The sequence below is a fragment of the Providencia sp. Marseille-Q8014 genome (assembly GCF_965112055.1).
This window is the reverse complement of sequence record NZ_CBCOPT010000001.1, coordinates 3,512,976-3,538,848: the sequence shown is the minus strand read 5'-3', so window position 1 is coordinate 3,538,848 and position 25,873 is coordinate 3,512,976. Positions and strand designations below refer to the sequence as shown.

At 42.6% G+C, this 25,873-nt stretch carries 27 protein-coding genes; 12 read left to right on the top strand and 15 right to left on the bottom strand.

The genetic code is table 11. The annotated features are described in order from the left end of the window. Positions 1-11 precede the first annotated feature (11 nt). From accB to acuI, 3 genes are all read right to left on the bottom strand, one after another. Positions 12-488: an acetyl-CoA carboxylase biotin carboxyl carrier protein gene (gene accB, locus ACWPW6_RS15740; protein ID WP_154624877.1), complete on the bottom strand. Its 477-nt coding sequence runs from the start codon at positions 486-488 to the stop codon at positions 12-14. A gap of 30 nt (positions 489-518) precedes the next feature. Continuing rightward, on the bottom strand, positions 519-971 hold the full coding sequence (aroQ, locus tag ACWPW6_RS15735) for a type II 3-dehydroquinate dehydratase (RefSeq protein ID WP_249999323.1): 453 nt from the start codon (positions 969-971) through the stop codon (positions 519-521). A 232-nt stretch (positions 972-1,203) separates the two neighbouring features. Then, positions 1,204-2,187, bottom strand: coding sequence for an acrylyl-CoA reductase (NADPH) (gene acuI, locus ACWPW6_RS15730; protein ID WP_154624879.1), 984 nt, complete (start codon positions 2,185-2,187; stop codon positions 1,204-1,206). A 639-nt stretch (positions 2,188-2,826) separates the two neighbouring features. Between acuI and ACWPW6_RS15725 the strand changes: the two genes are divergently transcribed. The 10 genes from ACWPW6_RS15725 to ACWPW6_RS15680 all read left to right on the top strand — a co-directional run bounded on the left by ACWPW6_RS15725 (position 2,827) and on the right by ACWPW6_RS15680 (position 14,495). After that, complete coding sequence (locus ACWPW6_RS15725) at positions 2,827-3,870, top strand: rod shape-determining protein (RefSeq protein ID WP_154635575.1); 1,044 nt, start codon at positions 2,827-2,829, stop codon at positions 3,868-3,870. Positions 3,871-3,957: 87 nt separating this feature from the next. Next, positions 3,958-4,926: a rod shape-determining protein MreC gene (gene mreC / locus ACWPW6_RS15720; RefSeq protein WP_154624881.1), complete on the top strand. Its 969-nt coding sequence runs from the start codon at positions 3,958-3,960 to the stop codon at positions 4,924-4,926. 40 nt (positions 4,927-4,966) lie between these two features. Further along, positions 4,967-5,455, top strand: coding sequence for a rod shape-determining protein MreD (mreD, locus tag ACWPW6_RS15715; RefSeq protein ID WP_154624882.1), 489 nt, complete (start codon positions 4,967-4,969; stop codon positions 5,453-5,455). A 38-nt stretch (positions 5,456-5,493) separates the two neighbouring features. After that, positions 5,494-6,081: a Maf family protein gene (locus ACWPW6_RS15710; RefSeq protein ID WP_154624883.1), complete on the top strand. Its 588-nt coding sequence runs from the start codon at positions 5,494-5,496 to the stop codon at positions 6,079-6,081. After that, the gene (gene rng / locus ACWPW6_RS15705; RefSeq protein ID WP_154624884.1) at positions 6,078-7,547 is read left to right on the top strand and encodes a ribonuclease G; all 1,470 of its coding nucleotides are present in this window, start codon (positions 6,078-6,080) and stop codon (positions 7,545-7,547) included. Before ACWPW6_RS15710 ends, rng begins: the two co-directional genes overlap by 4 nt. Before the next feature lie 22 nt (positions 7,548-7,569). Beyond that, a complete protein-coding gene (gene yhdP / locus ACWPW6_RS15700) occupies positions 7,570-11,364 on the top strand; it encodes an AsmA2 domain-containing protein YhdP (RefSeq protein WP_249999321.1) in 3,795 nt (1,264 codons plus the stop codon). After that, entirely contained in the window at positions 11,364-12,218 is an 855-nt protein-coding gene (nit1, locus tag ACWPW6_RS15695) for a deaminated glutathione amidase (RefSeq protein ID WP_249999319.1), read from the top strand. Before yhdP ends, nit1 begins: the two co-directional genes overlap by 1 nt. Positions 12,219-12,223: 5 nt before the next feature. Beyond that, a complete protein-coding gene (gene tldD, locus ACWPW6_RS15690) occupies positions 12,224-13,669 on the top strand; it encodes a metalloprotease TldD (RefSeq protein ID WP_163863009.1) in 1,446 nt (481 codons plus the stop codon). A gap of 23 nt (positions 13,670-13,692) precedes the next feature. Continuing rightward, the gene (locus ACWPW6_RS15685) at positions 13,693-14,175 is read left to right on the top strand and encodes a ribonuclease domain-containing protein (protein ID WP_196713753.1); all 483 of its coding nucleotides are present in this window, start codon (positions 13,693-13,695) and stop codon (positions 14,173-14,175) included. Between the two features lie 11 nt (positions 14,176-14,186). Then, a complete protein-coding gene (locus ACWPW6_RS15680) occupies positions 14,187-14,495 on the top strand; it encodes a barstar family protein (protein ID WP_154624888.1) in 309 nt (102 codons plus the stop codon). Positions 14,496-14,879: 384 nt separating this feature from the next. Here the strand turns inward: ACWPW6_RS15680 and yjgA are convergent, their stop codons facing one another. Then, positions 14,880-15,425 carry a ribosome biogenesis factor YjgA gene (yjgA, locus tag ACWPW6_RS15675; RefSeq protein WP_154624889.1) on the bottom strand — a complete coding sequence of 182 codons (546 nt, stop codon included), beginning with the start codon at positions 15,423-15,425 and terminating at the stop codon, positions 14,880-14,882. A gap of 174 nt (positions 15,426-15,599) precedes the next feature. Here yjgA and pmbA point away from each other — a divergent pair, with 174 nt between their 5' ends. Then, a complete protein-coding gene (gene pmbA, locus ACWPW6_RS15670; RefSeq protein WP_154624890.1) occupies positions 15,600-16,940 on the top strand; it encodes a metalloprotease PmbA in 1,341 nt (446 codons plus the stop codon). A gap of 85 nt (positions 16,941-17,025) precedes the next feature. Further along, the gene (locus tag ACWPW6_RS15665) at positions 17,026-17,547 is read left to right on the top strand and encodes a YcxB family protein (protein WP_163863004.1); all 522 of its coding nucleotides are present in this window, start codon (positions 17,026-17,028) and stop codon (positions 17,545-17,547) included. 124 nt (positions 17,548-17,671) lie between these two features. Here the strand turns inward: ACWPW6_RS15665 and rnk are convergent, their stop codons facing one another. From rnk to kdsD, 11 genes are all read right to left on the bottom strand, one after another. Beyond that, positions 17,672-18,082, bottom strand: coding sequence for a nucleoside diphosphate kinase regulator (gene rnk, locus ACWPW6_RS15660; protein WP_154624892.1), 411 nt, complete (start codon positions 18,080-18,082; stop codon positions 17,672-17,674). 188 nt (positions 18,083-18,270) lie between these two features. Next, positions 18,271-18,543: a PTS phosphocarrier protein NPr gene (gene npr / locus ACWPW6_RS15655; RefSeq protein WP_154624893.1), complete on the bottom strand. Its 273-nt coding sequence runs from the start codon at positions 18,541-18,543 to the stop codon at positions 18,271-18,273. After that, complete coding sequence (rapZ, locus tag ACWPW6_RS15650; protein ID WP_249999317.1) at positions 18,543-19,394, bottom strand: RNase adapter RapZ; 852 nt, start codon at positions 19,392-19,394, stop codon at positions 18,543-18,545. The genes npr and rapZ overlap by 1 nt, the downstream gene beginning before the upstream one ends. Positions 19,395-19,562: 168 nt before the next feature. Then, positions 19,563-20,030, bottom strand: coding sequence for a PTS IIA-like nitrogen regulatory protein PtsN (ptsN, locus tag ACWPW6_RS15645; protein ID WP_154624895.1), 468 nt, complete (start codon positions 20,028-20,030; stop codon positions 19,563-19,565). Between the two features lie 102 nt (positions 20,031-20,132). After that, positions 20,133-20,420, bottom strand: a complete 288-nt coding sequence (gene hpf / locus ACWPW6_RS15640; RefSeq protein WP_154624896.1) for a ribosome hibernation promoting factor — start codon at positions 20,418-20,420, stop codon at positions 20,133-20,135. A 22-nt stretch (positions 20,421-20,442) separates the two neighbouring features. Beyond that, positions 20,443-21,888 (bottom strand): RNA polymerase factor sigma-54, encoded by a 1,446-nt coding sequence (gene rpoN, locus ACWPW6_RS15635; RefSeq protein ID WP_154624897.1) that lies wholly within the window; start codon positions 21,886-21,888, stop codon positions 20,443-20,445. A 165-nt stretch (positions 21,889-22,053) separates the two neighbouring features. Beyond that, positions 22,054-22,779 carry an LPS export ABC transporter ATP-binding protein gene (lptB, locus tag ACWPW6_RS15630; protein ID WP_154624898.1) on the bottom strand — a complete coding sequence of 242 codons (726 nt, stop codon included), beginning with the start codon at positions 22,777-22,779 and terminating at the stop codon, positions 22,054-22,056. A gap of 5 nt (positions 22,780-22,784) precedes the next feature. Then, positions 22,785-23,333, bottom strand: coding sequence for a lipopolysaccharide ABC transporter substrate-binding protein LptA (gene lptA, locus ACWPW6_RS15625; RefSeq protein ID WP_154624899.1), 549 nt, complete (start codon positions 23,331-23,333; stop codon positions 22,785-22,787). After that, the gene (lptC, locus tag ACWPW6_RS15620) at positions 23,317-23,910 is read right to left on the bottom strand and encodes an LPS export ABC transporter periplasmic protein LptC (RefSeq protein WP_154624900.1); all 594 of its coding nucleotides are present in this window, start codon (positions 23,908-23,910) and stop codon (positions 23,317-23,319) included. The genes lptA and lptC overlap by 17 nt, the downstream gene beginning before the upstream one ends. Positions 23,911-23,925: 15 nt before the next feature. Then, positions 23,926-24,486: a 3-deoxy-manno-octulosonate-8-phosphatase KdsC gene (gene kdsC / locus ACWPW6_RS15615; RefSeq protein ID WP_154624901.1), complete on the bottom strand. Its 561-nt coding sequence runs from the start codon at positions 24,484-24,486 to the stop codon at positions 23,926-23,928. Between the two features lie 15 nt (positions 24,487-24,501). Then, complete coding sequence (kdsD, locus tag ACWPW6_RS15610) at positions 24,502-25,470, bottom strand: arabinose-5-phosphate isomerase KdsD (RefSeq protein ID WP_154624902.1); 969 nt, start codon at positions 25,468-25,470, stop codon at positions 24,502-24,504. Positions 25,471-25,873 lie beyond the last annotated feature (403 nt).

Sequence of the window (25,873 nt, the reverse complement as noted above, 5' to 3'; positions counted from 1 at the left end):
GAAACGCCTCGTTATTCGATAACAACCAACGGCTGGTCATATTCAATTGGCTCACCGTTCTGTGCCAGGATTGCTTTCACAACACCTGCTTTTTCTGCTTCAATTTGGTTCATCATTTTCATCGCTTCAATGATGAAAAGTGGATCGCCAACATTGACAGTCTGTCCAACTTCAATAAATGGTTTTGCTTCTGGACTTGGTGAGCGGTAGAAAGTACCAACCATTGGAGAGCGTACTTGATGACCCGATACAGCCGCAGGTGCGGTGGATGGCGTTGCAGCAGGTGCTTCTTGAGCCGGTGCAACAGCCGCTGCTAATGCAGGTTGTGCAGCTGGAGCTGAATAAAATTGTTGAGGTGCCGACATAACCTGAGAAGTCGCTGAAACACGGCTGATACGTACTGATTCTTCACCTTCAGAAATCTCCAGTTCAGAAATGCCAGACTCTTCAACCAGCTCGATCAGCTTTTTAATTTTACGAATATCCATGGATATGATTCCGTACTCTTATATTTGGATTTAATGAATTGATGACAGACGGTTAACCGCTGCCTGTAACGCGAAACTGTAACCATCAGCGCCAAGACCACAAATTACGCCGACAGCTTTATCGGAGAGATAGGAGTGATGGCGAAATGGTTCTCTGGCGTGCACATTAGACAGGTGAATCTCGATAAACGGGAGTGCAACTGCTAACAATGCATCACGCAGGGCAACACTTGTATGCGTGAATGCAGCTGGATTAATCAGGATAAAATCGACGTTATCCCTTGCTGCATGAATTTTATCTATCAATTCGTGCTCTGCATTCGACTGAAAATGACTCAATTTTACGCCTAGATGTTCCGCTTCCGCCGTTAGTTTGGAAACTATGTCTACTAGCGTGAGATTGCCGTATTTGTCAGGCTCTCTAGTACCAAGTAGATTTAGATTCGGTCCATTGAGGAGTAAAATGTGAGTATCTTCTGTCATTGTGTTGCTAACTCCGACGATATGTCAATAACCTGACAACATAACCTGATGTTGATGGTTTGTCATCTTTTATCATAAAAATAAATGAAATCTTTACGGATAAAAAACACTATTATAATTATTTCGTGGCATATGACAGCAAAATACTGGTCTTATCAGAGAAATTACCCGAACTTATTTTTTGAATTGTGCGGCAATCCAAATTTTTGAATTTATCCGCACACGTTGTATTTTATGCACTTAAAACATTAACAAGTGTACGCCCTGTTATCTGATTTTTTAAGAACTTTTGTGCATACTCGATGGATTGTTCCAAAGTGATTTCGCATGTGATATGCGTATAAAATGACTCAGGAAGTAATTGAGAAAGGCGCTGCCACACTGCTGGGCGTTTTGCGGCAGGGTAATAAACAGAATCGATACCTTGTAGACGAATATTACGCAATATAAATGGCATGACGGTGGTAGGAAGTGAAAAACCGCCCGCCAGGCCACAAGCAGCAACGGCACCGTTGTAGTGCGTTTGTGCCAGTATATTTGCCAGTACATCTCCGCCAACGGTATCGATAGCCCCCGCCCAATGTTGTTTGTCTAAGGGTTTCGCGGGCGACGTAAATTCACTGCGAGGTAACACGCTTTTGGCACCGATTTGCTGCAAGTAATCACTATTTTCTTGGCGACCAGAAATCGCGACCACATCGTAGCCAAGGGATGATAATAGTTGGATTGCGGTGGAACCAACTCCTCCACTGGCTCCACTGACGATCACTTCCCCTTTATCTGGCGTTATCCCCGCATCCTCTAATGCGTTAACGCACAGCATGGCTGTAAAACCGGCAGTGCCAATGATCATGGCTTGGCGTAATGACAGATGTTCAGGAAGCGGGGTGAGGAAATTAGCAGGCACTCGAGCCCGAGTTGCGAGTCCACCCCAATGTGTTTCGCCTACGCCCCAACCGGTGAGTAAAACATGTTGCCCAACGCTAAAACGAGGATCCTCGCTATGATGTACCACACCCGAAAAATCAATACCAGGCACCATGGGATATTGGCGAACAATACCGGCTTTGCCATTGATGGCTAAGGCATCTTTATAATTTAATGTAGACCAATGAATATCAACGATAACATCACCTGCGGGGAGTTGCTCGGTAGGAATGGTCTGTATTTCGGTTGTTAGCTGGTCATTTTCTTTCTGTAGGACGAGGGCTTTCATACTTCGCTCCTAATTTTATATGGGAATTTTCCGAGTAAAATTGAGTATAATTGATGATATCAACTTTAGTACTTTCATCGATGTTAATTAAGTTGTGATGGTAGTATTGTTGTTATTGTAATTAATTTGTAAAAATGTAATTTTTTCTGGCATAAATACTGTTTTATCGTGCAGAATATCACGTTAAGAAGGTTTCTGTTTGTGTATAGGTAATATTACATAGGTCATTTGGTGGTTTATGTAACTAACATACAGAAAATGCACATATTTAGCTGTGAAGTTGGTCGATGTGCAACAATAAAAAAATAACAAGAAATTTATTTGAACTTGTAGCTATAAAAACTTGTCAACACAGGGTGGAACAGAAGACGGCGTATATAACAACCAAAGAGCGATTAGCTGTTGATAGATTTATTCATTCATAAATAAGTTAAATTTACTCACCAATTAATGGCTATTTTTAAAGGTTGTTATCTGCTTCGTTTTCAAAAGAGGCATGTACAGTAATTTATACTGTAACAACAGATGGATTAACCATATTTTTTGAAGCGGCTCATTAACGCCTTGAGACAGCTTCAAGTGGTTGGTAGAGTAGACGGGTTTTTATTCGTCCCCAGCTTGCAGGATAACCCTTTCGTTATGTTTAAAAAATTTCGTGGCATGTTTTCTAATGACCTGTCAATTGACTTGGGTACGGCCAATACCCTCATTTATGTCAAAGGACAAGGCGTAAAATTAAATGAACCTTCTGTTGTCGCTATTCGCCAAGATCGTTCTGGCACGCCAAAGAGCGTCGCAGCCGTAGGTGGTGAAGCTAAGCAAATGCTGGGGCGTACACCAGGCAATATTTCCGCAATAAGACCGATGAAAGATGGTGTTATTGCTGACTTTTTCTTAACTGAAAAAATGTTGCAGCATTTTATCAAACAGGTGCATAGCAATAGTTTTCTTCGTCCAAGCCCACGAGTGTTGGTTTGCGTACCTGTTGGTGCAACGCAAGTTGAGCGTAAAGCGATACGTGAATCCGCGTTGAGCGCAGGCGCACGTGAAGTCTTTTTGATTGAAGAGCCGATGGCAGCAGCAATTGGCGCTGGCTTACCAGTTTCTGAAGCAACGGGTTCAATGGTGGTTGATATTGGTGGTGGCACGACTGAAGTTGCTGTTATCTCATTGAACGGTGTTGTGTATTCTTCTTCTGTTCGCATTGGTGGTGACCGCTTTGATGAAGCAATCATTAACTATGTGCGTCGCAATTATGGTTCTTTAATCGGTGAAGCAACGGCTGAGCGTATTAAACACGGCATTGGTTCAGCTTATCCAACTGATGAAGTCTATGAAATTGAAGTGCGTGGACGTAACCTTGCTGAAGGTGTTCCTCGCGGCTTCAAAATGAACTCAAATGAGATTTTAGAGGCATTACAAGAGCCACTAACGGGGATTGTTAGCGCTGTGATGTTAGCATTAGAGCAATGTCCTCCTGAATTAGCCTCTGATATTTCAGAGCGTGGTATGGTATTGACGGGGGGGGGAGCACTGCTTCGCAACCTTGATCGCTTACTCATGGAAGAGACAGGTATCCCTGTTATTGTTGCAGAAGATCCTTTAACTTGCGTTGCTCGAGGTGGTGGCAAGGCATTAGAGATGATCGATATGCACGGCGGTGATCTGTTTAGCGAAGACTAAATAACGCCATAGGCAAGCTGGGGTTGTTACCCCAGCTGCTGCTTTGCCTATTTTTGTTCCTCTGAATTTAGTGAAACTCAGCCATACATGAAGCCGATTTTTAGGCGAGGGCCATCGCTCCAGTTGCGTATTTTTATTGCTGTCATTGCCGCAATAGCACTGGTAGTGATTGACCATCGTTTTGAGCCTTTCAATAAAATCCGTAACTATTTAGACACGGCGGTCAGCCCATTTTACTTTTTGGCGAATGGCCCGCGTCAGTTTCTTGATAATGTGTCGGAAAATTTCGCCTTACGAGAGCAACTTCAATTTGAAAACAAGGCATTACGTCAAGAGTTGCTATTAAAAAAAGCCGATAGTCTTTTGTTAGAGCAACTCAAGCAAGAAAACTCACGTCTTCGAGAGCTTCTCGGGTCGCCCCTGCGCCAAGACGAACATATGATGGTGACTCAGGTCATTTCTGGTGCCAATACCCCTTATCGTGATCAAGTCGTTATCGACAAAGGTGAGAATGATAACGTCTATGAAGGGCAGCCCGTTATCAGTGATAAAGGTGTTGTGGGGCAAGTTGTTGGCGTCAGCCAGTTTAGTAGCCGCGTTTTATTGATTTGCGATACTACGCATGCCCTGCCGGTTCAAGTGTTACGTAATGATATTCGTGTGATAGCCGCCGGTTCTGGCTGTGCAGATGATTTACAGTTAGAGCCACTACCTGAAAATACCGATATTCGTGTTGGTGATGTACTGGTGACGTCAGGGCTTGGTGGGCGTTTCCCTGAAGGATACCCAGTCGCTGTTGTCTCAAACGTGAAGCATGATACTCAGCGAGCTTATACGATCATTAGTGCGCGCCCGAGTGCTGAGTTACAACGCTTACGTTATTTGTTGCTATTATGGGGTAATGACAATGATACCGTTACACCATTACAGCCTTCTGAGGTATATCGTGCTGCGAATGAGCGTCTGATGAAGGTGCTCCCACAGGTATTACCAAATCCTAGTGAAATTCAGGGACCACCATTACCTCCATCACTGTCTCAGGAAGCCCAACCATAAAGGAAGGTGCAATGGCTATGGGTAAAAGAGGGTAAGCTAAATGGATGAATATCGTGGTAATGGTCGCAGTATTATCTGGATCTCTTTTTTCATCGCATTGATTTTACAAGTGATACCATGGCCTGAACAATTTACGTTTTACAGGCCATCGTGGCTATTGTTGATCTTGATTTATTGGGTGATGGCGTTGCCACATCGTGTCAGTGTTGGCACAAGCTTTATTCTTGGTATCATCGTTGATTCTATTCAAGGTTCAGCGCTAGGGGTTCATGCCCTTTCTTACAGTATTATCTGCTATCTTGTCTCTTACAAATACCAGTTACTGAGAAATATGGCGCTGTGGCAGCAAGCCTTAATGATTGTCTTACTGACCGTGATATTGGATATGACGGTATTTTGGGCAGAATTTGTTTCTTCACAAGTATTATTCCACCCACAAGTATTCTGGAATAGTCTTGTGAATGGTATCCTGTGGCCATGGTTGTTTTTGCTATTACGGAAAATTCGCCGTCAGTTTTCAGTGTGTTAAGATTTTAGCGGCGGGCAATTATCTCTAGGATATCGTTTATGAGTTATATCTATTTAGCTTCAGGTTCACCACGAAGAAGAGAATTAGTGCAATTACTGGGTTATCACTTTGATATATTGAGCCCTGTCGTTGAGGAACAATGGCAAGAGGGTGAAACCCCAGAAGCTTATGTGCAACGTTTGGCTCGAGAAAAATCACAGGCTGGCGTCAAAATAGCCGCCAACGATTATCCTGTCATTGGCGCTGATACAATTGTTGTTCTTAATAATCAAATTTTAGAGAAGCCCCGTAACGAGCAACATGCGCAAGAAATGTTGTTATCCCTTTCTGGCAATACGCACCAAGTGATGACCGCTGTCGCAATCTCAAACAAGGATCACACATTGACGCATCTCGTTGTGACAGATGTGACGTTCCGCGAATTATCTGTAGCGGAAATAAAGGATTATATCAAATCAGGGGAGCCAATGGATAAAGCCGGTGCATATGGAATACAAGGAAAGGGGGGATGCTATGTTAGGCGAATTAATGGCAGTTACCATGCGGTTGTCGGTTTACCTTTAGTAGAAACAGATGAATTAATACAACGATTTTTAGCGCTAAGTGATGGTAAGGGGATGTCATGACTGCTGAGTTATTAGTAAATGTTACACCATCTGAAACGCGCGTAGCTTATATAGATGGCGGTGTTTTGCAAGAAATACATGTAGAGCGAGAAGCAAAAAGAGGAATTGTAGGGAATATTTACAAAGGTCGTGTGAGCCGTGTGTTGCCCGGTATGCAGGCGGCCTTTGTTGATATTGGTCTCGATAAAGCCGCTTTTTTGCATGCGTCTGATATCATGCCACACACTGAATGTATTGCGGGCGAAGAGCAGAAAAACTTTCATGTTAGAGATATTGCGGAACTGGTTAAGCAAGGACAAGACCTCATTGTCCAAGTGGTGAAAGATCCGCTAGGAACCAAAGGTGCAAGACTCACCACGGATATTACCTTACCGTCGCGTTACTTGGTCTTCATGCCCGGCGCATCCCATGTCGGGGTATCACAGCGTATCGAGAGTGAAAGTGAACGCGAACGTTTAAAAGAGTGTGTGTCTCAATATTGTGATGAAAACGGTGGCTTTATTATACGTACCGCCGCGGAAGGGGTGGGCGAAGATGAAGTGAAGCAAGATGCCGCTTTCCTCAAACGTTTATGGGCAAAAGTGATTGAACGTAAGAAACGTAATATCACTCGCACTAAAATTTATGGTGAATTGTCACTCGCTTACCGGATAATTCGTGATTTCGCTGGCGCTTCATTGGATAGAATTCGCGTAGATTCTCGTCTAACCTATAAGCAGTTACAAGAATTTATTGATGAATATGTTCCTGAAATGACGGCTAAGCTTGAATTGTATCAAGGCAATCAGCCTATCTTTGATTTGTTCGATGTTGAGAATGAAATTCAGCGCGCAATGGATCGTAAAGTTGAGCTGAAATCGGGTGGGTATCTGATTATCGATCAAACAGAAGCGATGACCACTATCGATATTAATACTGGGGCATTTGTTGGTCATCGTAATCTCGAAGAGACTATATTTAATACCAATATAGAAGCCACTCAAGCTATCGCTCGTCAGTTACGACTCAGAAATTTGGGTGGGATCATTATCATTGATTTCATCGATATGGGTGATTTGGAACATCGCCGCCGCGTTCTGGCCTCTTTGGAACAAGCATTGAGTAAAGATAAGGTGAAAACCACGATTAATGGTTTTTCTCAATTGGGGCTTGTTGAAATGACACGCAAGCGTACACGTGAGAGCCTTGAGCATGTGTTATGTGATGTGTGTCCGACCTGTCAAGGTAGAGGAACGGTTAAATCTGTTGAGACCGTGTGTTATGAGATTCTGCGAGAAATTGTGCGTGTTCATCGTACTATCGATGCCGATAGGTTCTTAGTTTATGCTTCTCAAGCGGTGGTTGATGCACTGATGGGTGATGAATCTCATGCTTTAGCCGAAGTTGAAATCTTTGTTGGTAAGCAGGTTAAAGTCCAGACTGAGTCTTTATACAGTCAGGAACAATTTGACGTCATCATGATGTAGTGTTTACTTGAAGGAGAAACGGGTGAAACGACTGCCAAGAGTAGTATGGATGACCACGGCTATCGTGCTGCTGCTTTGTGCATTGCTGTTAACAGGGCTACGTTTCTTCTTACCGAATGTTAATCATTATCAGCAAGGCATTATTGCTTATATTGAAAAAAATACTGATATCTCACTACAAATTGGTGAGATAGAAGGTGCTTGGCAATCTTTTGGACCTGTTTTTACCTTGAGGGATGTGGTTGTTCATAACCCTGAGGTTGATGCAACAGCCAGCAAAATTGCGATTGAACTGGATATTTGGCGCTCTATTCTTTCTTTAACATGGCGTTTTCGAGATATTACCTTTTATCAACTTGATGTGGATTATAAGGTGCCTTTTAGTTTCGAAGGCAGCGCTGAACCGATCGATAGCGACGGCATTGAAGGGCTATTTTTAAAACAGTTTAATCATTTTACGCTGAAAAATAGCCAACTCACATTTCTCACTCCTTCAGAACAAAAAACGACGCTTATTTTACCTGAGTTAACATGGCTTAATGAACAAGAGCGTCATCGTGCTCAAGGCTTTGTTAGCCTAGAGACGATTAATAAGCAGCATGGTTTTTTGCAGGTCAAACTGGATGTGAAAGATAAAAATGGCATCTTGAGTGACGGCACTGTCTATCTGCAAGCCGATAACATTGATATGCAACCATGGCTTAGCCGGTGGTTACGCGAAAATACAGGATTACGCGACGCTAATTTCAGCTTATCTTCTTGGGTGAGTATTAAAAATAATCGTATTGATAGCGGGTTACTACAGTTACGCCAAGGTGAAGCCAACTGGGGAGAGGCGCCTTTAGCCCAGAACCTACAAGTTAATGATTTATTGATTCGAATGAGAAGACAGGGTGAAGGATGGTTATTTAACATTCCTGAGCTAAATACATTAAAAACAAACGAATATATTTGGCCAAATGGCAGTGTTTCGGTGCTGTATCTTCCCTCATCGATGAAATATAACCAACAAGACCATTGGCGTATCCGAGCTAAAAATATTGAGCTAGAACGCTTAAGTGAAGTATTACCCACGTTCTCATTTGTAACTCCTGAAACGGTACAAGATTGGCAGCACCGCCAACCTAAAGGGGTGTTATCTGCTTTTTCTTTGGATATCACGCCAGAACAACTCGACCATACGCAAATCGATATGGACTGGCAGAATGTTAGCTGGAAAAAATGGAAGCAATTGCCTTCAGTTGACCACTTTACCGGGGTTTTAGTGGGCAATATGCAACGAGGTGTTTTGGATGCCTCACTAGAAAATAGTGAAGTTGACTATGAGCCAGAATTTAAAGCGCCGTTTAAAGTGAGCAAGGCGGTTGGGCGTTTTTATTGGCAAAATGATGACAGCCAGTTCAGACTATGGAGCGATAGCATTGATGTCCAAGCTATCTCAGTCTGGGCTAACGGCCAATTTAACTTTTTAACCTCGAAAAAGCGTGATGAGAGTGACCTCAGCATATTAGCTGGCATTAGTGTGACTGATGCTGGTGATGCATGGCGCTATTTCCCTCAAAAACTGATGGGGCAAGAGCTAGCGGATTACTTATCCAAAGCCATCATTGCAGGGAAAGTCGATGAAGCTACTCTGGTGTTTAAAGGGGATCCTGCACATTTTCCATTTTATGGTAACGATGGACAGTTTCAGGTATTCGTACCATTACATAATGCCACGTTTGAATATGATGAAGGCTGGCCTGCGCTATTTGACCTTGATATTAATCTTGATTTCCAACGTTCCAGTTTGGCGATGCGTGCCGAAAAAGTTAAATTGGGCGATGCGATTGCGACAAATTTAACGGCAGACATTCCTGAATATCAAGATGAGATGCTGTTTATTAATGCGGATCTAGCGGGGACAGGTTCTCAAATTCAACAATATTTCACCACAACACCAATGAAACACTCGATTGGTGACACACTAGACGAATTACAAATTGGTGGTAGTGTGAAAGGGGAGCTTGGATTATCCATTCCACTATCGGCAGGTAAAGAGGTGGTTGCCAAAGGGCAGGTTTATTTAGATAAAAACGACCTATTTATTAAGCCAATTGCGAGCAAACTGACGGCGCTAAGTGGAAGTTTCCAATTCAATAATGGCAACTTAGTTGGCAACAGGTTAGCAGGGCATTGGTTTGGTCAGCCGGTAGCAATAGACTTTTCCACTCAGGATAACCCCAAAAATTATCAAGTAAATGTGGATTTGAAAGGAAATTGGGATCTCGCAAAGATTGCGCAATTACCTGACTCCATAAAACAAAAGCTTGCTGGCAGCAGTGATTGGAGCAGCCAAATTGAAATATTATTACCGAATACGGCAAGCGAAAAAATGGCATTGAAAGTCGCTTTCAAGGCAGGGCTAGATAAATTAAAAAGTCGTTTACCTGCTTTGGATGACCATTTATTAAAAGAGTTAGGTTCAATGAATGCGACGGCTCAAGGCTCAACGGACCACCTTGTGATTGGCGGTGATATTGGTCAACGTGTTGGTTTTAATAGCCAATGGGATTTGAGTGGAACGAAATTAGGGTTAGATAAAGCGACAGTCGCTCAATGGCAGGGAAAAGCCCCCGAATTACCTAAGTCATCGACGTTATTGGCAGATTTACCGCCTATCACTAACCCAAATTGGTTTAAAACCCTTGATACCCTATTTTCACCAAAACAAAAAAGTCAGCCATTCGATATTCGCTTACCTGAGACTGTGACGGTGAAAACACCTTCCCTGTCTTTAGGTGGTCAGGCATGGAAAAACATAGATCTTTCATTCAGCTTGTTAGCTGAAGAGCAACTGATAAAGGTTTCAAGCGAAAACCTGAAAGGTGAACTCCAGATCTTTGCTAATCAACCATGGGCACTAAATATCGATTATCTGTATTACAATCCAACCGCATTTCCGGGACAACAAACCACGAGCAGTAATGATAGCGCTTCATTTGATTTTAGCTATTGGCCTGAAATGACGATTCATTGCCAAGATTGTTGGGCAGGTGGACAAAAGTTAGGCAAGATCAACGCTCACTTGCTGCCTCAAGGTAATACCTTGCAACTGAGTGGTGGAACATTAACCAATAGCGTCAATCAATTAAAATTAGATGCAGTTTGGCAAAGTGGCCAACAAAATCGGACACAGATTGCAGGCTCACTAAGCGGCGAGCAATTTGATAATACGGCAGCCTACTATGGTGTTTTAGTGCCAATTATTGATGCACCTTATACCATTGACTTTCAATTAAACTGGCAAGATGTTCCATGGTCTCCAGATATTGCCACCCTTGATGGCAAATTGTCGACCAAGCTAGGTAAAGGTGCGATTGCTAAAATGGGCGGGGGAAGAGCTGGACAGTTGTTACGCCTTGTGAGCTTTGATGCACTATTGCGCAAGCTTCAATTTGATTTTCGCGATACCTTCAGTAATGACTTCGACTTTGATTCAATTAAAGGCAGCGCCAAGATCCATAATGGTATCCTATCAACAAAAGATGTATACATTGATGGGTTAGTGGCAGATATTGCGTTAAGTGGGGAAATTGATTTGGTGAAACGCCAAATTAATGGTGAAGCAGTAGTGACTCCCGAAATATCTGCTACAGTAGGAGTAGCAACAGCATTTGCAGTTAACCCATTTGCAGGAGCAGCAGTATTTGCTGCATCAAAAGTCCTTGGTCCGTTATGGAGCAAAATTTCTGTAATACGTTATCGTGTAACAGGAAGCTTGGATGAACCAAAAATTGATGAAGTATTGCGTCAGCTAAAGGAGACTCAAGAGTAATGAAAAATGGCAATGTTGCACTTTTGCAGTTATGCAGCGGTAAAAATACTAAACATAATTTGGCACAGATTGAGCAGCAAATTAAGCAGTTGCCAGAGACTGTTGAGCTAGTATTGACACCTGAAAATGCATTGTTGTTTGCGGATGCGGCGACTTACCGTAAGCAAGCTGAAATAGAAGGACAAGGTCCTCTGCAAGAAGCTATCGCGATGATGGCAAAACGCTATAAGGTATGGATCCTCATTGGTTCAATGCCATTGATTAGCCGTGAAGATCCTGAGCGGATTACGAGCAGCAGTATTTTAATCGACTCCCAAGGAAAAATTCAGGCGCGTTATGACAAAATTCATATGTTTGACGTGAATATTGAAGATGAACAGGGGACTTATAATGAGTCTGTGATTTATCAGCGCGGCGAACACATTACAGTGGTGGATACACCCGTCGGTCGCTTAGGGATGACGATTTGTTATGATCTTCGTTTCCCTGGCTTATTTCAGGCTTTGCGTGAGCAAGGTGCTGAAATTATTTCTGTCCCTGCCGCTTTCACACGTTATACCGGCAAAGCACATTGGGAGCCATTGTTAAGAGCAAGAGCGATTGAGAACCAATGCTTTATACTCGCACCTGCTCAGGTTGGTGTGCATGGAACCCGTAGAACATGGGGACATACCTTAGCCGTTGATGGCTGGGGCAAAGTAATGAAAAAGAATGTTGATGCTGTCGCTTCAACAGTTTTAAATATTCAAACAGAGAGTTTACATGGGATGCGGGAACAAATTCGAGTGGTAAAACATAACCGCTTTAGACCGCAACTGACGTCATTGATTAAAAAAGAAACAGAAAAAGAGTAAACAATATGAGTTTAGCTTCTGTCAGCGAACATTTGCTGGCTGCCAATGGTCTTGACCACCAAAAACTGTATGACACATTAGGTTTATTATCTGAGCGTAAGCTCGATTATGCCGATCTTTATTTTCAATCGAGCTATCACGAAGCATGGGTGTTAGAAGATCGTATTATCAAAGATGGCTCTTATAATATTGACCAAGGTGTTGGTGTTCGAGCTGTAAATGGTGAAAAAACAGGATTTGCCTATGCAGATCAGATTTCGTTGATGGCATTACAACAAAGTGCGACAGCTGCACGTAGCATTGTTAACGAACAAGGTCATGGCAAATCACAGATTTTAACCGAGGTAGATTACAAGAAGCTATACTCGGCAACGGACCCACTACAAAGCTTATCTCGCGAAGAAAAAATTGCCTTATTGCATCGCGTCGATCAGGTAGCCCGAGCCGAAGATCCTCGCGTGATCGAAGTTAATGCAAGCCTTACGGGGGTTTATGAGCAGGTACTCGTTGCTGCGACTGATGGAACATTAGCGGCTGATATTCGCCCCCTGGTTCGTTTATCAGTCAGTGTGCTAGTGGAACATGAAGGTAAGCGCGAGCGTGGCGGCAGTGGCGGTGGTGGTCGCTACGGCTATGAGTATTTCCTTGGAATTCATCAAGGTCAGGTGCTAGCAGAGCAGTATGCTAAAGAAGCGGTGCGTATGGCGCTGGTTAATTTATCTGCAATAGCTGCGCCTGCGGGTATGATGCCTGTTGTATTGGGCGCGGGCTGGCCGGGAGTCCTCCTTCACGAAGCGGTTGGGCATGGTTTAGAAGGTGACTTTAACCGCCGTGGCACTTCTGTGTTCTCTGGGCAAATTGGTGAATTGGTCGCCTCTCCGCTTTGCACTGTTGTTGATGATGGAACCATCGCAGGTCGCCGAGGGTCCTTAGCTATTGATGATGAAGGTGTTCCTGGTCAATATAATGTGTTGATTGAAAACGGAGTCTTGAAAAATTATATTCAAGATAAGTTGAATGCACGTTTGATGGGGGTTGCGCCAACAGGGAATGCTCGGCGTGAATCGTATGCGCATTTACCGATGCCGCGTATGACGAATACCTATATGCTAGCAGGCTCTTCAACACCTGAGGATATTATTGCTAGTGTGGATAAAGGCATTTATGCACCTAATTTTGGTGGTGGCCAAGTCGATATCACTTCGGGTAAGTTTGTTTTCTCCACATCTGAAGCCTATCTCATTGAAAAGGGTAAAATTACCTCGCCTGTTAAAGGCGCAACTTTGATTGGCTCTGGCGTTGAAGCCATGCAGCAAATTTCCATGGTAGGCAACGACCTTGCGCTTGATAAAGGGGTTGGCGTGTGTGGTAAAGAAGGGCAAAGTGTTCCTGTTGGGGTTGGGCAGCCAACACTGAAACTGGATAAAATGACCGTTGGTGGTACAGCTTAAACGAGAAGCCAAGGAGGGTAATGATGAATAAACGTATTATTTCTATGCTGTTGATGGCTGTGTTGATCGCACTTAGCTTATATTTTAATGCGGGCGAGCAACAAGAGAAAAAGCAGGCTGAAAAGCCTGCTTCAACATCAGAGCAAGCAATACAGAATCAACATGTTCAACAAATAGATGAGCTAACAAAACAAGCCAATGTGGTGGGGTATATGCAAAAACACCATCAATTGCCCCGTTTTTATGTCACTAAAAAGGAAGCTCGTCGGGCAGGATGGAACCCTAAGCAAGGCAACTTGTGTGATGTGCTCCCAGGTAAAGCTATCGGTGGTGACCGTTTTTCAAATCGTGAACAGCGTTTACCTATTGCACCAAATCGCCAATGGTATGAAGCTGATCTGAATTATAACTGTGGGCATCGCGGTGCCGACCGTTTGCTATACTCTTCAGATGGCATGATTTATGTCACGCGAGATCACTACAAAAGCTTTCAAGAAATTAATTAAAGAGTATTGATATGAGCCGTCCTGTTGTTATCTTTAATTTTCAACAAATTAGTAGCATTGAGGATTTTTATCGCCAATTTGAGCTGCAATTTTCATTGCCAGATTGGTTTGGTAAAAACCTTGATGCGTTGTGGGATAGTGTGTCAGCAGGTATCGAATTGCCTGTTACTATCGTCTTTACTCATCTTAGCGATGAGCAAAAATCGACGTTTGACGATATCATCGCGATGATGCACGATGCGCATGATTTATGGGGGGATGACCTAATATTTGTGTGTGAAAATGATGATGAACAATCAGGCTGTGAAAAACAGATCTAACTATTGAGAAAATCTGCTTCCCATTTTTCTCAGCTAAAAACGCTCTTTTCAATGCGATGTATGGAAGAAAGCCATACTAAGATCCCACAAAAATTTCCCCAAACGATAAGATATCGCTAATTTTTTAAATCATGACCCTCCGACCCTCCTCCCGGCGATAAGTGGGGGGCTCAAGCACGATGAGAGATCAAAAATTGGGATATATTGGTAATTGACGGGCTCTTTGAGGAGTCAACGATTATTGAGGCTGCCATCCCCATAGAGAACCTTAAAAAGGTATTATGGGTGCATATGACGTTGATATAAAAGAAGCGAAGTAGTGCTTAGAGGGACACTATTTTTGACATCTTCCCCTATATCTCACTCGGTATAGGGGAGGATAATTTACGCACTTTCAGATAGCTCTTTTAGGTATTGGAAGATTTGACGGAAAGCTTTCGGCGGTTTGTTACTTTCACGTTCTTTCTTGGCGTTGCGCACGAGCGCTCTGAGCTGTTGTCTATCTGCATGAGGGAATAGAGCAACCACTTCTTCAATCACACTGTCGCCATCTTCAACAAGGCGAATACGTAGGTCCTCAAGCTTATGTAGAATGACAACCTGCTGGTTATGACGATTTTTTAGTTTATCTAATGCTTCAGTAATAGGATCAACATCACGAGAACGTAGCAACTTGCCAATATATTGCAGTTGACGACGGCGGCCTTCACGCTTAATTTTTTGTGCCAGTTCAATGGATTCAAGTAACTGAGCATCGAGTGGAATGCGCTCAAGTTCACTTTTGCTTAATTCAACGAGCTCCGCGCCCAGTTTTTTTAGAATTTCAGCATCGCGCTTAATTTCACTTTTACTGACCCAAATGATCTCATCATCGTCTTCATCTTGTGGCGCTGGTACATCATCCAGCCAGTCTTCAGGCTGTTTGGCCATATCTCAATTTCCTTTTTACAGAACGCAGCGATGTAATTACATGACCTGCCGCGTTGTGGATGTTAACATTCATATATTATGTATTGTAACTGGGAAAAAGCCCTGATGACTACCCGACATTTGTGAGTTGGTGTAAAAAAGCCAGGTTTACCCCATTTTATGTGGATTGAGTCGATGAATTTAACTGAACAAGTCAGTGAACAACGTAAAAAACTGGAAGATGCGGTCGCACAAGCGCTCTCTTTTGCAAAAAGCCGTTGTGATGCGGCTGAAGTCGCGGTGAATAAAAGCACTGGAATTAGTGTCAGTACCCGCCAAGGTGAAGTAGAGAATGTTGAATTCAATAGTGATGGGGCGCTGGGGATCACGGTTTATCACAATCAACGTAAAGGTAGTGCGTCTTCTACCGATTTAAGCCCAGCAGCCATTGAACGCACAGTACAAGCCGCTGTCGATATTGCTCGTTATACGTCGGAAGACCCTTGTGCTGGCCCTGCTGAAAAATCACTACTCGCTTTTGAAGCGCCTGACCTACAATTATTTCAGGCTAGCGACATTACACCAGAGGAAGCGATAAAGTTAGCATCACAAGCCGAGATGGCAGCGCTTCAGGTCGATTCACGTATTGTGAATACGGAAGGTGGCAGCTTTAATGGTCATTATGGTGTTCGCGTGTTTGGTAACTCACACGGTATGCTACAAAGCTATTGTTCAAGTCGTTATTCTATGTCGAGCTGTGTGATTGCGGAACAAAATGGTGATATGGAACGCGATTATGCTTATACCATTGGACGCAGCTTGAGTGCTTTGAAATCACCAGAATGGGTGGGGCAAGAGTGCGCTCGTCGTACATTGGCACGCTTATCACCAAGAAAGCTGCCAACAATGAAGGCTCCCGTTATTTTTGCTGCTGAAGTGGCGACAGGGCTGTTTGGTCATCTTGTTGGGGCAATCAGCGGTAGCAGTATTTATCGTAAATCCTCTTTCTTATTGGATAGCCTTGGCAAGCAAATTTTGCCTGAATGGCTAACCATCAATGAACAGCCTCATTTAATCGGTGGACTCGCCTCATCACCATTTGATAGTGAAGGTGTGCGTACTACCGAGCGCAATATTATTGAAAAGGGTGTGCTGCAAACTTGGTTGATGACTTCCTATTCAGCTAGAAAGTTGGGGCTACAAAGTACAGGGCATGCAGGGGGCATCCATAACTGGCGCATTGCAGGGCAAGGTTTATCATTTGAAGCGCTGTTAAAACAAATGGGCACAGGCCTAATTGTCACTGAATTGATGGGGCAGGGAGTCAGTGGGATCACGGGGGATTATTCGCGTGGTGCCTCCGGTTTTTGGGTCGAAAATGGTGAGATCCAATACCCAGTGAGCGAAATTACTATTGCGGGTAACCTTAAAGAGATGTGGGCGAATATGGTTACTATCGCAGATGATATTGAAACGCGAAGCAATATTCAGTGTGGTTCAGTACTACTGCCTGAAATGAGCATTGCAGGCCAATAATGGCATTATAGCGAGCATTTGTTGTATAAAGGAGTCTGAGGAGCGATTGCTCCTCAGTTTTTTGCTCACAATAGGATATGTTTATATGGTAGACCCCATTCGAGTAACATTAAATCGTAATGAATATATACGGTTCAATAACTACTGCTATAAAAATAATTATTTTTATAAGGGGAAAAGTTCGTCCATTCCTTTGGTGATGTTTATCATTTTTATTGTTGTATTTGTGGTGGCGTTGCAACTGCTTAACATCACATTGGCCCAAATTTCGATGGCATTGCTTATTTCACTGTGCTTATTTTTATTTATAGCGGCTCGAATATTACAGACCTTCCGGTGTGCAATACCTGATCCCGATAGCTTACTTTTTTCTGAAAAGCAGTATTATTTTGATGAACAAGGCATTCATGAAACCAGCGAATATGGCTCTTCATTTATCAAGTGGGAAAAATTTAAGTTTATCCGAACAGATGGCGATTTGTTATACCTGTTTTTTGACCGTGTCAGTACCATTATTATTCCTGCTCGTTGTTTTGTATCGACAGAGGAAAGTCAACAGTTCGTGCATATGGTAAAAAAACATGCCACGAATTTGTTGATGGAATGAGTTGAGTCACTCATCTTTAGAAGTGATGAAATGGGGATTGAAGAGAGTTAAGGTGATACGGTAAGGCAAAATGTGTTAGGCGCCCTTATGGGCCCTAACACAGTACTAGCGCGTTATTGGGGCATTAACGGTGAAACTCACCAGCCGCTTCTGGCTGATAAATAATTTCAAGTACTCTAACGCGAGTTTCAACACCATTAGGTAATGCCCAACTGATCTCATCATTGACACGTAAACCAAGTAAAGCAGCGCCAATGGGTGCCATTACAGAGAGTTGTTCCGCACTATCTTTTAATGATGCTGGATAAACCAACGTACGCGTGCGTTCTTCATTGCTGATTAAATCAAGAAAACGCACAGTACTGTTCATTGTGACGACGTCAGCAGGAATTTCCTGTGGTGACAGGATATCTGCACGATCAAGTTCATCATTCAATGCGTCAGCAACTGGGGTACCTGCATAAGCAGCTTGTTCCAATAGTGCGTCTAGGCGCTCTGCATCTAAATCATTGATAATAATTGTTGGCTTTGTCATACCACACTCCAATAGAGACGTACAAAGCAAACACCCCCCACCCAATAAGGTAGGGGGTGTCGCTGTGATAAAATTGTGTAAAATATTAGGCTCTTCAAGCTCCAAAAGGAAGAGATCATGATCACGATCTCTGAGCCAATAGTTGTAAAACAACTGATATTTAGTTCGTAAATAATTGGTTGATTATACTAACTTTCATCAAATCCACTTTCGAACAGGTTAATTATCGCGGATAAAGCCTGATCTTCATCAGGGCCGCTAACCTCAATATCAATGGTACTTCCTTGCTCAGAGTCTAACATCAACATCGCAATAACGCTATCCGCCTCAGCCTCGATATGATTATTATTGCGTAAAATAACTCTAGAGTTAAATTTTTGAACTAATTCATAAAGTAACATTGCCGGCCTAGCATGCATGCCAAGCCGGTTTTTTAAGGTGATGGTCGCTTTTAGTGTCATTATTTCCGTTTTTCTAACGTTCGGTGGCGGGACTGTACGTTTTTGCCGCGGGAACGAAAATAATCAGCTAGCTGTTCAGCAACATAAACAGAACGGTGTTTACCGCCAGTACAGCCTATAGCGACAGTCAGATAACTACGATTATTTGTTTCAAGCATTGGCAGCCACAATTCTAGGTAGCTGCGTGTTTGATAAATAAAGTTATGGACCTCAGTATGCCTATCTAAGAATGCAGCAACGGGGCGATCTAACCCTGTCATTGGGCGTAATTTAGGATCCCAGTGCGGATTGGGTAAAAAGCGGACATCAAAAACATAATCCGCATCGATAGGGATACCGTGTTTGAAACCAAAAGATTCAAACACCATGGTGAGCTCACGTTCACGTTTGCCCATTAAACGTGTTCTCAACATCTCTGCTAATTCATGCACTGACATTTCAGAGGTGTCTATCACTAAATCAGCACGAGAGCGTAGTGGTTCTAACAGCTCGTTTTCTTCATCTATCGCACTCTCTAGCGATAAATTTTTACTGGAAAGAGGATGTAACCTACGCGTATCGCTATAGCGGCGAATTAATGTGTTGCGATCAGCATCCAGAAACAAGAGTTGAGGCGAAAAACTAGCAGGTAATCTATCTAATGCCTCTTCAAAGGTCTCTGGGTTATCGGGCATATTACGCACATCAATGCTCACAGCGGCTGAAATATTACGATCTGCGAGTGAATTGGCCAGTTCTGGAAGCAGCACAACCGGCAGGTTATCCACACAATAGAAACCCATATCTTCCAGCGCACGTAAGGCAACGGATTTTCCCGAACCGGAACGGCCGCTGACAATCATCAGCACCATGAGCTAACTCCCTTTTGTTTCTTTTCGATGATCATATGATCTCGATAGTTGAATCGAACTTTTGCTTACTTATTAAAACATCACAGTTTATGTCAGTACAGCTATATAGAAAATATCAAAATTTTATATACATGTAACCCTGTGATGACAAAGTCATTCAATTATAGATTACTCAGTAATAATACTATATAGCTCAGCGTCGCTTTGTGCCGATCTTAGACGCTTACAAAAAGATTTGTCTGCTAATTTTTTGGCGATTAACGATAACGTGTGCAGGTGTGTTTTGCACTGATCGGCAGGCACAAGTAATGCAAAAAGCAGATCGACAGGTTGATTGTCGATGGCATCAAAGGCAATAGGCTCTTCAAGATGCAAAAAAACGCCAACAGCTTGCGTATGTTCACCTTCTGCTAACTTACCGTGAGGAATGGCGATCCCACTACCAATACCTGTTGTTCCGACTTTTTCTCTGGTGAGTAATGCTTCAAATACCGTATTTTCCGGTAATCCCAACTCTGCGGCAGCGAGTTCACTAATAATCTCGAGAGCCCTTTTCTTGCTAGTACAGACAAGGTTATTACGTGTACAGGCTGGTGATAATACGGCGCTTAATTGGATTTCTATATCACTGTTCATTTTATTGTTCGCTTAGGACTACAAAACCAGATAGCGGGGTACGCTATCTGGTTTTAATTATTTATTGGTCATAAATCACTGAGTGATTTCACCATAAATAGACTAGTGTTGTCTCAGTTTTTCTTTATGTTTGGTTAACTGGCGTGACAATTTGTCTACCAGTAGGTCGATTGCTGCGTACATGTCGTTTTCTTCAGCTGACGCATGGAGTTCTGCACCATTCACCTGCACAGTTGCTTCAGCAATCTGCTGAACTTTTTCAACTTTTAAAACGACTTGAATACCATTGATACGATCAAATAATTGCTCCAATTTTTTGATTTTTTTCTCAACAGTTTCACGCAATGCAGGGGTGACTTCGATATTGTGTCCAGTAATCTGAAATTCCATACAATCTTCCTTACTTTGTCAATTAAACCAACTTTTTACGTTGATTTGAGGGCGGAATAGATAACGATTCACGGTACTTAGCGACAGTTCGACGAGCAACCTGAATGCCCTGTTCGGCCAGCATGCTGGTCAATTTACTGTCACTCAATGGTTTTGCTGGATTTTCAGCAGCAACCAGTTTTTTCACTAACGCACGTATTGCCGTTGAGGAAGCTTCTCCTCCAGTATCGGTACTCACGTGGCTAGAGAAAAAATACTTCAATTCAAAAATTCCCCTAGGGCTATGGAGATATTTTTGCGTTGTGACTCTCGATATTGTCGATTCATGCATATCGACCTGATAAGCAATATCAGCCAATATCATGGGTTTCATATATTCATCGCCGAGTTCGAAAAATTCTTGTTGCTGTTCAACAATGCAAGTTGCGACCTTTAACAAGGTCTCATTGCGACTTTCCAAACTCTTAATCAGCCATTTAGCATCCTGCAAATTGCTACGAATATACTGTGAATCACTTTCGCTTACTGAATCTTTTATCAGTGAAGCATAGTGATTGTTAATACTTAGTTTAGGGATGCTATCTGTATTTAATTCAACTTGCCAGTGTCCATTGATTTTTTTCACTAAAACATCAGGAATGACATATTCAGACTCTCCGGTATTGATGGATTGGCCGGGTTTGGGATTCAACGTCAATATCAGATCAATAGCGGTTTTTAGTGCATCTTCTTTTAATCGAGTCAGCTTAGTGAGCTGGCGAAAATCGCGATTTGCCAGTAAATCGATGTGTTGGCGAATAATCGTGCGAGCTTCCTCTAACCCAGGGGTATTTTTCGGATAGAGAGATAGCTGAATGAGTAAACATTCTTTAAGGTCTTGTGCCGCCACTCCAAGGGGATCAAAATGTTGGATTCGTTTTAAAACCGCGCTCACTTCTTCCAAAGTGATATCAGGATTATCAATACCTTCATGGATATCGGTAATTGATGTGGTGAGATAGCCTGAATCATCAATAGAATCAATAATTGCTGTCGCAATAGCACGATCCGTATCGGTAAAAGGAGTTAACTCGGATTGCCACTGCAAATAGTCCTGTAGGGTTTGTGTCGTTTCCCCTTGGTAGACCGGTAATTCATCGAAACTGTAGTCGTTGCTGGTGCCTGAAGGTGTGCCAGCGGTGTAAATCTCATCCCAATTGGCATCCAGTGGGAGCTCATCGGGCATATCACCCTTTTCGAGAGCATCTTTGGTATCGATTTCGCTACTATCAGTGTCGATATCGATGTCATCCAGCGAATCTAATTCATTGGCATTTTCTTCTTGTTCTAGAAGGGGGTTGGTTTCTAGAGCGAGTTGGATTTCTTGTTGTAGCTCAAGTGTAGAGAGCTGCAACAGGCGGATAGCCTGTTGCAGTTGGGGTGTCATTGCAAGTTGCTGACTGATTCTGAGCTGCAAACTTTGCTTCATGAATGGTCTTTTATCTCCATCTCAAAAATATATTTGTCATACAACCAGTGACGGTATCGCTAGCGAATGTTGTTGACCTGCTTTCTGATTTATTAAGACATTCAACAAATCGTGTCTCTGTCACCTAGCGATGCTCGACTTATTTTAGAGTCTATGACTAATAACTTATAGACGGAAGCCTTCCCCTAAATAAACGCGTTTGACTTGTTCATTTTCGAGGATCATCTCAGGTGTTCCGTGTGCTATCAGGTGCCCTTGGCTCACAATATAAGCTCTTTCACAGACATCGAGTGTTTCTCGCACGTTATGGTCGGTGATCAACACGCCCAGACCATAGTCACGTAAATGTTGGATGATTTTTTTGATATCCAATACTGAAATTGGGTCAACACCAGCAAACGGCTCATCTAACAAGATAAATTTCGGATTCGCGGCTAATGCGCGAGCAATTTCAACACGGCGACGTTCCCCACCTGACAACGATTGACCAATACTATCGCGCAAATGGGTGATACTAAACTCTTCCATTAGCTCTTCAGCACGTGTTTTACGTTGGTCTGAATTTAAGTCATGACGTATTTCTAGCACTGCCATCAGGTTATCATAAACGCTCAAGCGGCGAAAAATTGAGGCTTCTTGAGGCAGATAGCCAATACCACGGCGTGCGCGTTCATGAAGAGGCAACAGGCTAATATCTTCGCCATCAATGGTAATCTTACCTGCATCTCGCTGGACGATTCCGACCACCATATAAAAGGTGGTCGTCTTACCCGCACCATTAGGACCAAGTAAACCAACAATTTCACCAGACTTCACCTCAAGGCTGACATCTTCAACGACCTTGCGTTTTTTATAGGCTTTTGCCAGATTCTCAGCGGTTAATGTCGCCATAACGATTATTTACTCTTTCCGTTGTTTGCCGCGGGGCCTTTCTCTTGTAACTGTGATGGCAATAATACTGTGGTGACGCGTTTGCCTTTATCGCTAAATGCTTCCATCTGTTGTGTCGGCACGATATAGGTAATTTTATCACCCTTAATATTGCTATCTAACTGCTCAAGATAGGCATTACCTGTTAATGTCAGCAGTTCTTTATCCACTTCGTAGCGTGCTTTCGCTGCTCGCCCTTTAATTGGCTTACCATCATCTTGTAGTTGATAGAACGTCACTGGATTACCAAACGCTTCTATCGTAATTTTGTCAGAGTTACTGCTAGGACGCGTAACCACGACTTTATTGGCTCTGATATCAATAGAACCTTGTTTAATCACAACATCATCTGTAAATGTGGTGACATTTTTCTCTAAATCAAGGGACTGCTTGACTGAGTTAATTGTCATCGGTTGTTGTGTATCAGATTTCAATGCGGAAGCTGGTACGCTAAGAGCAAAAATTGCGCTGGCAACGGCTCCTTGAATAAAACGCTTTTTATTTACTTGATTCATTTTTTTGCTCTTCTTTTTGTAGCACGTAATGAGTTTTTACATCTTCAATTAACTCTGCGGTTCTTGAACGCAGGTTACCGCGCATTTTTAAACCAGTAGAATTAAGGCCTTGCCCGATGATGGTAACTTTATCATCCGATGAAACATCTTGTGTTATCAGATTAACGACAGCACTTTGGGTTGAAATTCGCTGAATTTGTGAATCAGGGCTTAAACTATCGACTTGGACATCGTCATACAAATAGAGCACTCTATCATTCGTCAGTTTGGCCTTGAGTGACCGCACCGTCCATGTCGGTACGCCTGCTTCGTTATAAGTTGTCAAAACAGGGTTAGTAAACCAAGTGAGTTTGTCTGCCGTATAATTATCAATTTTATCTGATACAAGTTTATAGGCCAAATCACCTGCTGGATTATAGACGAATGTCACTGAATCATCAGTTTGATAATTAGGTTGACTGTTATCTATAACGCCTGCTGTTGGGGTGCTGGTATCATAACCAGCGAGGTTCCAACCGATCAGGCCAAGTGCTATCAAGGATAACAGGATAATTAACCACTTTTTAGCGTTACTCATGGGTGTCTTTATTCTTTAAATCGATAAGCCTTTAGCTTCTTCCAGTTTATTTTGAGCAATCAGGATCAAATCGCAAAGTTCACGAACTGCTCCTTTACCACCACCAATGCGTGTAACGTAATCGGCTTTTGGTAGTAGCAATGGGTGTGCATCAGCAACCGCTACAGATAGCCCAACTTTTGCCATGACAGGCCAATCAATAAGATCATCTCCGATATAGGCTGTCTCTTCCGCGCTTACTTTTAGTGTATCTAACAGTTCATGATACGCCAAAAGCTTATCGCTCTGTCCTTGGTAAAGATATGTAATACCGAGTGTCTTTGCGCGATCTTCAAGCAATTTTGCCTTTCGGCCAGTGATAATGGCCACGTCGATACCCGAGGTCAACAAACAGCGAATACCGTAACCATCACGCACGTTAAATGCTTTCAGCTCTTCGCCGTTATTTCCCATGTAAATTTGGCCGTCAGACATGACACCGTCGACATCACAGATTAACAATTTAATCTTAGCGGCTTTTTTTAAAACATTTTGGGTTACAGGACCGTAACACGTGTCCTGAAAGTGCGGATCCATAATCATTCCTTTTCTTTATACAACACCAGCTTGTAAAAGGTCATGCATATGTAAAACACCGACTAGCTTATTACCTTCTGCGACCATCAATGAAGTAATATGTTTAGACTGCATAAGGTTAAGTGCTTCTACCGCTAACATATTCGGGGTTATTTTGATGCCACCTGGCGTCATCACATCGGCTATTTTTGCGTTGTTAAGATCAATACCCATATCGAAGATGCGACGCAAATCACCATCTGTAAAAATACCAGCAATATTCATCTCGTCATCACAAATCACAGTCATGCCTAATTTTTTGCGAGTAATCTCAATTAATGCTTCACGTAACGTCGCTGTTTGTGGAATATGAGGAATATCATCACCGACATTCATTAAATCACGAACTAATAATAAAAGTTTGCGCCCAAGTGCGCCACCAGGGTGAGAAAGTGCGAAATCTTCCGGCGTAAAGCCTCTCGCGGTGAGTAAGGCAATCGCTAATGCATCCCCCATCACCAGTGTTGCGGTGGTACTTGTGGTAGGGGCCAAGCCTAATGGGCACGCTTCTTTTGGCACCTTTATGCAGAGGTGAACATCGGCATATTTACCCATATTACTATTAGGGTTATTGGTCATGCAGATCAATGGAACTTTAATTCGTTTTAAAACAGGCAATAGCGCTAGGATTTCACTCGATTCACCAGAGTTAGAAATTGCCAATACAATGTCTTTATGGGTAATCATTCCCAGATCGCCATGGCTAGCTTCGCCAGGATGCACAAAGAAAGAAGGTGTACCTGTACTGGCCAAGGTTGCTGCAATTTTTCGCCCAATATGACCCGATTTTCCCATACCCATAACAACGACCTTTCCTTGGCAAGCAAAAATGCGCTGACAAGCGTGGGTAAAATCATCGTTGATATATTGTTCTAAATTTTTTAGGCCTTCACTTTCGATATGGAGAACTTCTTTGCCTACTTGCTGAAAATCGATGTTTGACATTTTCTGTTCCATGCGTAGCTTTTCAGTTAATCGGATTAGCGAGCGCGAATTGTATAACGAATACTTACTATCAGTAAGTGCTTTGTCAAATCAGTCGAATATTAATTATATTTTAATCAATGATGACTGGCGGAGATTAACAAAAGCTTAAGTCAGTGGCTCTCGGTATTCATTAGCATCATAAACCAAATAAAGAATGATGAACTTTAGTATTCTCAACGAATAACAAATTTTTAAAGTCTAAGAGCTATCTGCTTCAATTGCGCAAAAATAATGTTTAACTATTAATAATTCTGTTGTTGTATGTATCTTTTAGATATAAAAAAACACATTTTTCACACCAATAACGCTATTTAGAACGTTATAATACTATAAATAAAATCAGATGTGATATTAGACGATT